This is a genomic window from Nostoc sp. FACHB-892, assembly GCF_014698795.1.
Lineage (GTDB): Bacteria > Cyanobacteriota > Cyanobacteriia > Cyanobacteriales > Nostocaceae > Nostoc.
This window is the reverse complement of sequence record NZ_JACJTR010000047.1, coordinates 12,001-24,943: the sequence shown is the minus strand read 5'-3', so window position 1 is coordinate 24,943 and position 12,943 is coordinate 12,001. Positions and strand designations below refer to the sequence as shown.

The 12,943-nt window shown below is 44.4% G+C and carries 12 protein-coding genes and 2 pseudogenes; 9 read left to right on the top strand and 5 right to left on the bottom strand.

The annotated features are described in order from the left end of the window. Positions 1–5: 5 nt before the first annotated feature. Entirely contained in the window at positions 6–191 is a 186-nt protein-coding gene (locus H6G96_RS33415) for a hypothetical protein (protein WP_071989497.1), read from the bottom strand. A 466-nt stretch (positions 192–657) separates the two neighbouring features. Further along, positions 658–909, bottom strand: coding sequence for an HU family DNA-binding protein (locus H6G96_RS33410; protein ID WP_015136522.1), 252 nt, complete (start codon positions 907–909; stop codon positions 658–660). A 211-nt stretch (positions 910–1,120) separates the two neighbouring features. Between H6G96_RS33410 and H6G96_RS33405 the strand changes: the two are divergent. Both H6G96_RS33405 and H6G96_RS33400 read left to right on the top strand, forming a co-directional pair. Then, positions 1,121–1,483: pseudogene (locus tag H6G96_RS33405) on the top strand (hypothetical protein); the annotation flags it as partial. 113 nt (positions 1,484–1,596) lie between these two features. Next, a pseudogene (locus H6G96_RS33400) lies at positions 1,597–1,848 on the top strand (hypothetical protein); the annotation flags it as partial. A 3-nt stretch (positions 1,849–1,851) separates the two neighbouring features. Here H6G96_RS33400 and H6G96_RS33395 read toward each other — a convergent pair. Both H6G96_RS33395 and H6G96_RS33390 read right to left on the bottom strand, forming a co-directional pair. Next, entirely contained in the window at positions 1,852–2,352 is a 501-nt protein-coding gene (locus H6G96_RS33395) for a hypothetical protein (protein WP_086833256.1), read from the bottom strand. A gap of 182 nt (positions 2,353–2,534) precedes the next feature. Next, positions 2,535–2,969 carry an Hsp20/alpha crystallin family protein gene (locus H6G96_RS33390; RefSeq protein ID WP_190917684.1) on the bottom strand — a complete coding sequence of 145 codons (435 nt, stop codon included), beginning with the start codon at positions 2,967–2,969 and terminating at the stop codon, positions 2,535–2,537. Positions 2,970–3,413: 444 nt separating this feature from the next. Here H6G96_RS33390 and H6G96_RS33385 point away from each other — a divergent pair, with 444 nt between their 5' ends. From H6G96_RS33385 to H6G96_RS33370, 5 genes are all read left to right on the top strand, one after another. Further along, the gene (locus H6G96_RS33385) at positions 3,414–7,640 is read left to right on the top strand and encodes a DEAD/DEAH box helicase (RefSeq protein WP_190917681.1); all 4,227 of its coding nucleotides are present in this window, start codon (positions 3,414–3,416) and stop codon (positions 7,638–7,640) included. Between the two features lie 52 nt (positions 7,641–7,692). Continuing rightward, positions 7,693–7,818, top strand: a complete 126-nt coding sequence (locus H6G96_RS42590; RefSeq protein WP_277933016.1) for a hypothetical protein — start codon at positions 7,693–7,695, stop codon at positions 7,816–7,818. 183 nt (positions 7,819–8,001) lie between these two features. Further along, positions 8,002–8,559 carry a hypothetical protein gene (locus H6G96_RS33380; protein ID WP_190917679.1) on the top strand — a complete coding sequence of 186 codons (558 nt, stop codon included), beginning with the start codon at positions 8,002–8,004 and terminating at the stop codon, positions 8,557–8,559. Between the two features lie 223 nt (positions 8,560–8,782). Beyond that, a complete protein-coding gene (locus tag H6G96_RS33375; RefSeq protein ID WP_347242307.1) occupies positions 8,783–9,637 on the top strand; it encodes a site-specific integrase in 855 nt (284 codons plus the stop codon). Positions 9,638–9,787: 150 nt separating this feature from the next. Next, the gene (locus H6G96_RS33370) at positions 9,788–10,168 is read left to right on the top strand and encodes a recombinase family protein (RefSeq protein ID WP_242063497.1); all 381 of its coding nucleotides are present in this window, start codon (positions 9,788–9,790) and stop codon (positions 10,166–10,168) included. A 32-nt stretch (positions 10,169–10,200) separates the two neighbouring features. Here H6G96_RS33370 and H6G96_RS33365 read toward each other — a convergent pair whose 3' ends face one another. Next, a complete protein-coding gene (locus H6G96_RS33365) occupies positions 10,201–11,235 on the bottom strand; it encodes an alpha/beta hydrolase (RefSeq protein ID WP_190917675.1) in 1,035 nt (344 codons plus the stop codon). A gap of 6 nt (positions 11,236–11,241) precedes the next feature. Here H6G96_RS33365 and H6G96_RS42585 point away from each other — a divergent pair, with 6 nt between their 5' ends. Both H6G96_RS42585 and H6G96_RS33360 read left to right on the top strand, forming a co-directional pair. Next, a complete protein-coding gene (locus tag H6G96_RS42585; RefSeq protein ID WP_277933015.1) occupies positions 11,242–11,376 on the top strand; it encodes a hypothetical protein in 135 nt (44 codons plus the stop codon). A 531-nt stretch (positions 11,377–11,907) separates the two neighbouring features. After that, complete coding sequence (locus H6G96_RS33360; RefSeq protein WP_190917673.1) at positions 11,908–12,885, top strand: NAD(P)-dependent alcohol dehydrogenase; 978 nt, start codon at positions 11,908–11,910, stop codon at positions 12,883–12,885. Positions 12,886–12,943 lie beyond the last annotated feature (58 nt).

Below are 12,943 nucleotides of genomic sequence, written 5' to 3'. Positions count from 1 at the left end.
ATCATTTACAAAAAAGTGGCGAACATTTCTACCCGTTGTTTGAGCGATAGTTGGCGCAATCGGGCAAACAGGTAGATATCAGCTTCGATGCTGGTGTCAGATGCTTGGGGGCGGTAGTTCGGTTTTGCGTTCGCCAGGATGCGCCGGAGGCATTTTTCATAGCGACAACTCCTAGAAAATAATAAACCCAAGCATATAATTGAGCTAGATGTTTTTATTTATTACCTAATATCAATTCTATGTGAGGCTGCGCTTTATTCACGTAGGGGTAATTCATGTAGCCGAAGGCTTCCCGTTCGCGCTAGCGTTGCGTAAAGCCTACGGCATAGCTACGCTTAGGGCGCAGCCTCTCGTAAAGAAGCAAAGGGTATTGCCCCAGAACCTATGTAGTTTTGGGTAAGTCCTATAGGCGCATCTTCACAAATAAATGGTATAACTTAAATCAAGTTCAAATTCTACTCAATTTATATACAAATTTTGTAGTAATTATACAAAGATGATTGTGAATTGAAAAATAATTAATAAGCCCTAGAGCAACAGTTGAGTTGAAAGTACATTTCCTTAGAGTTTGATTTGAGTGTCTCAATAACTCAACTTAGTGCTTTCATTTAATTCCTTTTCGCAGCCGTTGCTTCCAGTCAAAAAGCCTCACTACTCTTACGCCTTGTAAGTAGACGACCAGCCAAACAACTTACGCAACCGTTGGGAGGGATTAAATTTAAAAACCCAACTTTCTCGTTCTACTCTTACGTAAAAAGTTCCAAAGTTACGTAAGGAAACACTGTCTCCCTGTTTGAGCGATTCATAAATTTCTTCAAGCGTTGCATCAATAACTTCTTCCACAATGCCAGTTTCTTTGCACACTCGTTGGGACACGCGGCGTACCAGTTCTTTCTTGTCGATAGACATCTTTACACTAATTCACTTTTTACAATCACCAATAATGCTGATTAGATATTACAGCATAAGAACAAATTATCATTATTAGAGTTGTAAAAATAGATAAAATATTATTAATTATTTCCAATCAATTCCCAATAAATAAAATTGAATGACTCGATTTATTCATGACCAATTCGCCAAGGATTATCTGGAAGAATTACTAAAACCTTATGGAGAATTACAAGAGCAGGCAATTAATGAGTTAAAAGCACTACCATCAAATCATCCATTCCAGAAAGCGACGCTAGAATTAGTTTACAACCTGCGCCAGAATTTGAGAGTAAATCAAAATTTAGAAGAAGATGATAGGGAGTTAATCATGCGGCTAGAACCACTTTACCAGCAAGACCGGGAACAAGCCAAACTGGAAGGAGAACGCCTTGTAGTGGAAAACTTATTACAAGTTCGTTTTGGTTCATTAGATAACAATCTTCAAGCAATTATTGAACCATTATTAGCCTTACCACCACAAGAGTTTACTCCATTACTCATGCAGTTGTCACGAGAGGAATTAATTGCTAGGTTTGGTAGGCAATCTTGATATTTTATTTATCAGTTATATCCCATTGTCAATTCATAAAAATAGCCATATCGGGGATAATATTTCCGGCTTTTTATGCTAGAAATTAAAGGTTAATTCAACTCCAGCTACATGATGATTGGGAGTTAATTATGCGGCTATAACCACTGTATCAACAAGACCGAGAACAAGCCAAACAAGAAGGGATTCAACAAGGTGAACGTCTTGTAGTGGAAAACTTACTACAAGTTCGTTTTGGTTCATTAAATAAAGAATTAAGCGCAATTATTGAACCAGTATTAGCATTATCACCTGAAGAATTTACGCCATTACTCATGCAGTTGTCACGGGAGGAATTAATTGCTAGATTTGGTGGACAATCTTGATATTTATTCGCCGATATTTTCCAGAGCCGAGGCTTGGTGCATAATTTGCACTTTCAATGAATCTGCCGCAACTGCTGCTATAGTTTCCCAATCTTCTTGTGTCAGCATTACAAGAATTAGTTCGCGCAGCACCTGTCGGTTGGAAATAAACTCTTCGCCATAAAGTTCATCCCTCAGTAAAATAGCCTCGATGCGTTCTCGTACTTGAGGGGTGGGCATTCTCAACTTTTGGAGCAGGCGTTCCCGTGCTGTAGAAGTTGCAACAGAAGTCGCAGTTCCCAAATTCCAATCGTTGAGTAGCAAGCGCACTTCCCGGTTGAGCGAAACCCGTAAAGTAGTTAGGCGACTAAACAATCCGGGGTTAAGCATTAGTTGACCGATGGCAGAACCCCAGTCTAAACCAGCACTGATGTTACCTCCTACCGCATCCTCAGCTTCGATACCCAAAAGCAACGATTCTTCATCAAACAGCAAATCCATCGGACTGGCAAATTGTTCGCTCATGAACTTACTCTGCTATTGCGTTATCTTGACCTCGAATTAGCCGAACTTACAATCGCACTTTTTATTCCAACTAAGGCAATTTAATAAGTATTTATTAAAATAAAATACCTGGTTGATAAATTTCAACCAGGTTTAACATCATGTCACACGATTAGTTGAATACCTGTTGACTGATATCAACTCTATGCCGTAGCTTCCCCAAGGTTAATTTTGACGACTTTATTTTTTTCTTGCTCGGTTTTAGGTAGAGTCAAATTCAAAATACCGTCTTTATATTCTGCCTTGACGTTGGTATTTTGAATGCGAGCAGTCAGGGGAATTACTCGTTGGAACTTGCCGTAGTAAAATTCACTTCTTGTTTTACCATTATTGTCGGTTTTAGTTTCTTCTTTACGTTCGGCAACCACTTTCACTGCATTCTCGGTGACTTCGATATCTACATCCTTAGCCTCGATTCCAGGCAGTTCCAGCTTCAAGTGTACGGCTTCTTCGGTTTCGTGTAGTTCTGCTGCTATAGCTCTAGCCAAAGTGGGTGCTTGAAAATCTTCAAATAAGGAGTCGATTTGACGTTGCAGTGCGTTCAATTCTTGCCAGGGGTTGTAGCGTACTAATACCATAACTCTCTCCGATTTGTAATTTTTTATTTACTTACTTCAGGATTTATCATTGCTTTGATTATTAGAATATGGCGAAATACAATGACTGAAAATACGGTTAATCTCACTTATAAAATTCAGGATTACCGCACCTAAAATTTGACTAAATAAAAGGTAGTAACAATACGAATTTATTGGGTACGGCTTTCCCGAAAATGTCTAGCTTAAAAAGTGGGGTGATGCAGGCAGCGTGAAGCGCGATCGCCTAAAGACAACTGGTACGTTGTAGACTTAAATCCCACAAAGGTACGAAGATTTATCACAACTGTCGTCTACTCAATCTCCATATACCTCCAAATCTGAGACAATAACAGTACAATCCCGCAACTATGTCCAACAATTGAGAATCTTCTCAATCACTAGCTGGCAGTATTAATTATTTTGGATGAGTACAGGTAACGCCTAATGATTTCCATGACCGATTCTGAGGCTGATCACCAAAAACTACAAACGCAACTCACCCAAGCATACCGTCAGCTACCACCCCTAGAAGAAAAGATTGTCCAACTGTTCTCAGTAATTTACGAACCGATCAACAGAACTTCGTTCTTGGAATGTTTCAATTACATCGGTGCGCGCGATAAAAATTATAAGTATTTCACTAACCCTACATTAAAGCCCTATATCGATGGATTGCTAGCAGCAGGCTTGCTGGTTCAAGAACACGGTCAAGGGCCTCAATGCCATCCGTTATTGGTAGAGATTGCTACTCGCTCGGCAGTAAAAGCTGGATGTTTTGAAGTCATGGCAAAAACCGTGCATGACAAGTTAGGAGTAAAAGCTCGTTGGCAAGATGGGCCACTGTATTTCCAAAGGGAAAGCCAATTTATCAGGGAAGTCCGCATTGGTCTTTACAGCCACAACCTGAGTTTCATTAACAAACAGATTGAAGATTACAACAGATACAATAACAGCAAAGACAAGATATCTATAGAAAATATCTTCGAGCAGATTTGCACTAACCCATTCGATGCCGATTGGTTTCGCACCCTGCCATCAGAATTGTATGACAACTGCATATCGATCATCCTCATCAATGCCGCACTCTTATGTTCTCCCGCAGATGAAGCCTTTACCCTACTACAAGAAGAATGCGCTACAAGAGGTGAACATTCCTCAGATTACCTGCACCTGATTTTGACAGAACAACTGTTGCTGCGGGGTTGTATCCAAGAAGCACAACAGAGTTTGGATTGCATATCCGATGATTATCAAGATAATGCCTTTGTATACAAGGGTTGGTTGAGTTTTTTACGTGGCGATAATCAGCAAGCGATCGCTGATTACACTGCTGGTCTCAAAGCCATCAAAAAAGCCACAGGCAAGCGCCAGGTGTATTTTAGCACTATGGGCGGCTTGTTTTTTATTTTGGCACTAATCAAAGATGGTTCGCGCGACAGTCTCCAAGAAGCACTCGATTACACCAGTCTGCTTGCACGTCAATCAGACCATTGGCTGAGGTCGATTTATGCACAGTTGAAAATCTTGCTGCAAGTTCAATTAGGCGACATCGCTCAAAAAGAATTCATCATCAGCAACCGCATTCTATTCCCTGAAGAACACAACAGCCTAGAAACCCTGTTTTTCGCCCTCTGCCATTACTGGGTAGATGCCGACAGAGCCAAAAAGCACCTGCCCAGGTTGTTAGAGGAATTCTACCAACAAGCTGTAGCATCTGGTTATCACTGGTTGGCGATGGAGAGTGCAGAACTCTTGTCCCGACTCAAACCGAATAGTAGCTATGAAACCCAAGCAGAAATCCTGGGCGAAGATATCGGTATAGACAGCATCGTTGACGTGATGCAGCCACAAGAACCTTGGGAGATGTGCTTAAACGCACTGGCAAATCTCCAGAAGGAACCGCCAGCACCAGTAAAAGCTCAGACAGAACTGCGCTTGGCATGGTTTCTTACTTTCTATCCCAGCAAATGTATCTTGCAACCACGGGAGCAAAAAGTAAACGCCAAAGGTGAGTGGAGTAAAGGTCGCCCGATAGCCATCAAACGTTTAAGCGGGAATCTGGGTGAGTTTGATTATCTCACACCCCAGGATATGCGGGTATGTGGCTGCATTGAAACATTTACTTCCTACGACTACGGTTATCACGGCAAAACCGAGTACACGTTCAGCGCCAAGGCAATCTCTGCATTAATTGGACACCCCTTGGTATTTTGGGAAGATGCACCAACCACCCGCGTAGAAATTGTCAAGGGAGAACCAGAACTAATTGTTAAAAAAGGCAGACGAGATCGCCTATCTTTAGAATTTTCTCCCAAACTAGAGCCATCACAGAATATCCTCACTATTAAAGAAACCCCAACCCGCATTAAGGTAATTGAAATTACTGCCGAACACCGACGCATCGCTGAGATTATCGGCAAGGAAAATCGGCTCAACGTCCCCGCTACTGCCGAAAAGCAAGTCTTAGCCGCCATCAATGCCGTCTCTGGCATCGTCACCGTGCATTCTGACATCGGTGGTGGATTAGAAGGCGCAGAAGAAGTACCAGCCCAGACTATACCCCACATTCACCTATTACCTGCCAATACTGGATTGAAAGTATCCTTGCTGTCTCGCCCCTTTGCCCAAGGTGGCCCCTATTACCGTCCTGGCACAGGGGGTGAAACTGTAATTGCAGAAATAGAAGGTAAACGGCTGCAAACCAGACGTAATTTGCAGGAAGAAAAGCAACTTGCCAATGCCGCCATAAAAGCCTGTCCCACCTTAACTCGTGCTGAAGAACAAGATAGGGAATGGCTCATAGAAGACCCAGAAGACTGTTTAGAACTGCTACTAGAACTGCAAGCATTAGGGGATACTGTGGTGCTGGAATGGCCGGAAGGAGAAAAACTGCGTGTCAAGCACCAAGCAGATCTCAAAGATTTTCAGATGTCCATTCAACGCCAGCAAGATTGGTTTGCTGCTACTGGCGAGTTGAAACTGGATAAAGACCTCGTGCTGGATATGCAGCAACTTTTAGAACTCTTGGATAAAACCCCCAGTCGTTTTATCCCCCTGGGAGATGGTCAATTTTTGGCTTTAACCCAAGCCTTTCGCAAACGTCTTGATGAATTGCGATCGTTTTCAGAAAAGCACAGTAAAGGTATTCGCTTTCACCCCTTAGCAACATTAGGCTTAGAGGATTTTGTTGATGAGGTAGGCAAGGTAAAAGCAGATAAACACTGGAAGGCACATATCCAGCGGTTGAAGGAAGTACAAAGCCTGCAACCGGAACTCCCTTCTACCTTCCAAGCAGAACTGCGCGACTACCAAATGGAAGGATTCAATTGGCTGGCGCGGTTGGCACATTGGGGTGTGGGAGCCTGCTTGGCAGACCAAATGGGACTCGGTAAGACCGTGCAGGCGTTGGCTGTTATCTTGATGCGTGCCCATGAGGGGCCAACCCTAATTGTTGCCCCAACTTCCGTGTGCATGAATTGGGTGAGTGAAGCGCAGAAATTTGCTCCTACTCTGAATATTGTGCAATTTGCAGGCGCAAACCGCCAAAATCTCCTCTCTACCTTACAACCTTTTGATATGCTGGTGTGCAGCTATGGTCTGTTGCAGCAGGAAGAAGTATCCCAAATGCTCTCTCAGGTGCAGTGGCAAACGATTGTCCTGGATGAAGCCCAGGCAATCAAAAATATGACTACCAAACGTTCCCAGGCTGCAATGAATCTCAAAGGTAGTTTTAAACTAATTACCACTGGGACTCCGATTGAGAACCACCTTGGCGAATTGTGGAATTTATTCCGCTTTATCAATCCTGGGCTCCTGGGTTCCTTTGAAAGCTTCAATCAACGTTTTGCTATCCCCATTGAGAAATTTCAGGATAAACTTGTACGCAACAAACTCAAAAAACTAATTCAACCATTCCTGTTACGTCGCCTCAAAAATCAAGTGCTGGAAGAATTACCCTCCCGTACTGAAATTCTGTTACACGTAGAGTTGAGTCGGGAGGAAATGGCGTTCTATGAAGCGTTGCGCCGTGAGGCAATATCTAAACTGACCGAAACTGATGCAACTGCTGGTCAGAAACATCTGCAAGTGCTGGCAGAAATTATGAAACTGCGCCGCGCTTGTTGTAATCCCAGTCTCGTGATGCCTGACACTCAACTATCCAGCGCGAAATTGCAACTTTTTGCTGAGGTGCTGGGAGATTTACTGGAGAATCGTCATAAGGCTTTGGTGTTTAGTCAGTTTGTTGACCATTTGCAGATTATCCGCAATTATCTGGATAAGCAAGGTATTAATTATCAGTATTTAGATGGCAGTACCCCAGCCGCTGAAAGGAAAAAACGGGTGGATGCTTTTCAGGCTGGGTCAGGTGATGTATTTTTGATTAGCCTCAAGGCGGGGGGTACGGGACTTAATCTCACCGCTGCCGATTACGTCATCCACATGGACCCCTGGTGGAATCCCGCCGTAGAAGACCAAGCCTCAGACCGCGCCCATCGTATCGGTCAACAACGCCCGGTGACTATTTATCGCTTAGTCGCGAAAGATACTATTGAAGATAAGATTGTGGATTTGCATCATCACAAACGAGATTTAGCAGACAGTCTGCTAGAAGGTACTGATATCAGTGGCAAGATATCGACAGAGGCGTTACTAGAGTTGATTGGGGTATAATAGAGAGTTTGGTTATAGGAGAAGACAACAGATTATTCGATCAAGTGCGACGATGCTCCGCCTTGCCGGAGGCGATCGCATGAAGGCATGGGCGCGAGAGTGCGTAGACGCGTTCGCTAGTGCGTCTCGTAAAGCCTACGGCATAGCTACGCTTAGGGCGCAGCCTCTCGTTCGCTGAAAGCGTCTCGTAGAGAAGACATCGCTTCTTCCCCCTTCAAACCCAAAATTGACCCGATCGCCTGACTAAGATATGTCGATATGTAACAATATTACAACAGTTGGATATGATTAATACTCAGTAAATTCCGGTGACACGCCATAACTTTTAAAATCAGCTTGTCGATATCGAAATTGATATCAAATGGCTGAACAAAAGTCCCCACCCAGCGAGATGATCCGCGTGCCTGTCCCACTAATTGGGATAGTTCGGCAACTATCCAAGCTACATCGGCAAGGGCATACAATTGCCTTGCTGCAAGCCCTAGAGGAGTTAGTAGCAACATTTGATAGCAATATTGATATCGATGCTGTAGTAGGTAGCAAACAAGTTTTGCAATTGCAGGAGAAGCTGGAGGAATTGGAATCCTATCTTGCTGATAGAGATAAGTTGGTGGAAACCAAACTCGAAGCAATAACCAAAAAACTGGAGTTAATCGAACGGGCTATTTCATCAACTCGATACAACAGTCAACCTAAACAAAGAAGACAATCATACCCATACCAACAAACACAAGTTGAATTACAACCCAGGACAAACTCTAGTCTTGCCCCAAGACTTGGTGTTACCCCCCAAAGCTTAATTGCAGAAAGAGAAAACAAGAGCGCCAAAGAATTTTTGAGTTGGTCTCGTAACCGCGATCCAATGAGCGTGGGTTGGGAATGGAATCCTTCGGACGGACTATACCACCCCCAACGGTAGAGAATATATCTACTCAATAATTATAAAGAAATGCAAACAAACACTTGACTTTAAGTAGAAGCGATGGGTATTACGTGGGATGATTGTTTACTAGAAGTCTAGTTCTGATAAATTAATGCGTCCAGGGGTAGTCAAGACACTGGTTTTAACGGAGCCATTACCGCTGACTGCTCATCCAGCAGCGGTGTACTTGGATAGTCTTGCACCTGGGTCGAGACCAACTATGGAACAAGCCCTCAATGCGATCGCGGCTTTGTTGACTAACGACTCCGGTGATTACATGACTCTCAACTGGGCATCGCTGCGTTATCAACATACTGCTGCTGTCAGGTCTGCTTTGATGAAAAAACACGCCCCGGCAACGGCAAATAAGATGTTGTGTGCTTTAAGGAGGGTACTCACTGAAGCGTTTAAGTTAGATTTGATGGCTGCAACTGACTACCAGAAAGCAGTAGATTTACCGTCTATAAAGGCAAAAAAAAGACTTAAGGGTAGGGCGCTAAAACTTGATGAAATTACGACGCTAATGGGGATTTGTCAAGCTGACAAGTCGCCTGTGGGGGTAAGGGATGCGGCGTTAATTGCGATCCTGCGGTGTGGGTTGCGACGGGCTGAGGTAGTTGCCCTGCATTTGAAAGATGTAGATTTAGCTACCGGGGCGTTGGAGATTATTGGTAGTAAGAATGAAACCGACCGTACGGTGTATATGCCGGCCCGTGCTATTGCAGCGGTGGAAGAGTGGTTGAAACTCCGCACACGCAAACCGGGACCTCTGTTATTACCCATCCGCAAGGGGGGAGAGTTGCAATGGCGAAGGATGACTCCCCAGGCAATATTGATGATTGTGCGAAAACGGGCGGAGTCGGCTGGGGTTGAGAGGTTTAGCCCCCATGATTTTAGAAGGACGTTTTGTTCTGACTTGTTGGATGCGGGGGTTGATATCGTTACGGTGCAGAAATTAGCCGGACACGCTTCTCCTGTAACCACAGGGAAGTATGACCGACGGGGTGAGGAGACTAAGCGTAAGGCGATGGAGAAATTGGATATTGGTTACACGCAGCCGCGCTCTCCAGACTGAAAGTGGCATAGAGCCGAGATCCCGATACTGTTGGCGAATTCCCCAAATAGCTAAACTGAACCGATTAGTTCAGTAATGAAAGGATTGAGAGCTTTGTGAGCAATTTTATACCCAGATGCTTACTGACCAAGTAGTGCCAATGGTCGATTATTGCTGGGACTCAAAGGACAAATCTCAGAAGTAGAGTTGCATACGATTCGTTCGCGGTTAAATGCCGGGATTCTAAGCAAAGCCCAGCGTGGTGAACTGGCACTGACCTTACCCGTGGGTTTAGTTCGTAATGAATTCGGAGTGGTAAACAAGCACCCAAATCGTGAAGTGATTGACCGAATTAACTTAGTGTTTGAGATTTTTAGACAACGCAACTCAGCATCCAAAGTGTTGGAGACGTTCAACCGTGAAGGGCTGTTGCTGCCGCGAAGAAATCGCTTCGGCGATATTGTCTGGCGTAAGCCGAGCATGGCTTGTATCATCTCAATCCTCAAAAACCCTGCTTACGCTGGTGCCTTTGTATTAAGTATAAGCTTTTGAAGATCAAAGATTTCTGCTCCCGGCTGTACCCCTTACTGACTCTTCGCCTTAGTCTTTCGCACATTAATAACCACTTCACGCACCGCTTTAATGACAACGTCTGGGCGATCAAACTGGATATAGTGGGATGCGTCGGGAACAATCTCGTGCCGACTGCGCGTTGACCAAGTGGCTTGATCTGCTTGGAGTTGCTTCCAGAGGGCTTGGATCTGCATTTCTTGCGCCTGGCTTATACCCATCTTCTGGAGTTCATCGGACGAGAGTTTTTTCATAGCGGTCAATACGACTAAAGGGCGATCGCCCAGTTGGCGGAAGTGTCCGGCAGCAGCGATCGCCGTACCACTGGACTGAACTTCCTTCAAAAGCGAGCCAATGTTCTGAGCAAAATAGGCTTGCTCCACTTGATTGACTAAGGGTGGCAGATTCGGGGGTGTGTTAGCCATAGATCCCAGTCGCACTAAACCAATTTTCGCCAATGCTTCTGCCAGGAGAATGCGGCTAGATGGTACGGCATTTAGGGACTTACCTATTATTTTTCGCAGGGGCGCAACTTGATCGGGATGGGAGGCATCAACAAAGACAAGTCCGGCAACCTCGGATTGGTAGAGGCTCGTAAACATCATAATGTATGGGCCGCCTAATGAATGACCAACCATAACCCAAGGAGCAGTTTCACCACCTTTGGTGAGCGCGGTATGCAAGTCCTGAGCAACATTTTTGCTATCAAAAGTATCCGTGCTTGGGTCGCTCCACAGGATACCAGCCCGACTATACGCACACACACGGGTCGTCTGCGCTATTTCATCATGTACGGTCGCCCAACTGAGTGAGCCGAAAGCATCAAGCCCAGATTCCAGCACAACGGTGGGAGATCCCTTTCCTCGGCAGTCTATCTGAATCTTTCGTCCACCAATGTCCACCAGCTTCCCTGAAACTGGATACTGGCGGCTTGCCTGCCATCGCATAAAGGTCTCAAATCCGGCTCCAGCGAGAACTGTGAGTACGATAAAACATCCTATGCCCAGCAAAAATCGCTTTGTCCACCGTAATATTAGAGATCGATCCATGTAGTTATGGGGTTGATACAGGATAAACGTAAAAATCTGCAAGATAATACTGAAACCTTTAGCGATCGCCTCCTAATACAACTATGGTGGCGTAGTATCAGTCAAAAGCCAGTTGCACAGAGGCAGCACCTTTACAGTTAAACTACCTCCATACAACTTAAAAACTAAGCATTAGCAGTTGTGTTCTTGCTAGTGCAGCAGCATTCATTCTGATTTGCTGTACCGCACAGGCAAACTGTGCAGGTGCATGGAGAACAGGTACATGGAGAACAGGTACATGGAGAACAGGTGCATGGAGAACAGTTACAGCCGATTGATTGAGTGGTCATAATATAACTCCTAGAGTTGAAATATTGATGTTAATGACAACTTACAATCTCCATCTGAGTGGAGAGTCAAGGAGTCAAATGAGCAATTGAGCAGAAAGTTACTATATGGCATCAATATACCGAAGTCACCAGGGGCAAGATAGCCTGAAAGTACTGCTATGAATGACTTTCAGACTAAAAGATTAAGAGACATACTAACAAAGCGTATTTTTAAACACATTCACACCGTCTCAATTGGCAACCTGACATTGAGATCCAAACGAAAAGTACCAGAGGGATTAACGCAACTCATTGGATAGAAGATTGTAGTGAACTACACTAAAGCTATCTTTGAGGAACATTCATGAAAGCGATCGTATGTACAGAGTACGGATCACCTGAGGTTATGCAGCTAAGGGAAGTAGAGAAACCTACTCCCAAGGAAAACGAAGTCCTGATTAGGATATATGCAACAACAATAACGTCAGGCGACATACGCATACGAAAGGCTGACCCCTTCCCCATAAGATTTTTCTATGGTTTCATAAGACCCAAAAACAACACAATACTAGGATCTGAGCTAGCCGGAGACATTGAGGCAGTCGGTAAAAACGTAAAACAATTCAAAGTGGATGACCAGGTGTTTGCCGGAACAGGAACCAGTCTCAGCACTAATGCCGAATACATCTGTCTACCTGAAGAAGGAGCGGTTGCCATCAAGCCTGCCAATATGACCTATGAGGAAGCTGCCGCCATTCCTTTTGGGGCAACCTCATTGATTTTCTTGAAAGACAAGGGAAATATTCAGAGTGGACAAAACGTTCTGATCTATGGGGCTTCTGGAGCGTTAGGCACGGCTGCCGTGCAGCTTGCCAAGTCCTTTGGGGCAAAAGTTACCGGAGTCTGTAGTACGATGAATTTGGACTTGGTGAAATCTCTGGGAGCAGATGAAGTAATTGATTATACTAAAGAAGATTTTACCAAACTCGGTAAGACCTACGATATTGTGTTTGATACAGTCGGCAAAAGTCCATTTTCAGGTTGTCTGGAATCGCTAAAGCCAAACGGAATCTATCTCAGGGCTGTTCATATGGATCTGTCCTCAATCCTTCGAGGGCTATGGGTTTCCATGACAAGCAGCAAGAAAGTCATCGGTGGGGTAGCAGTCGGCAGTAAAGAAGACCTAATTTTCCTCAAAGAGCTAATTGAGGAAGGAAAGATGAAATCTGTGATCGATAGGCGTTATCGTTTGGAACAGGCTGCCGAGGCTCACAGGTATGTTGAACAAGGACACAAGAAGGGAAGTGTAGTCATCACTGTGCAGCATAACAACAAAACCTAACAATCTTGCTGCACCGGAACGTTATAATATGGTTGAGTTGCAAAGGTTGTCTGCATCC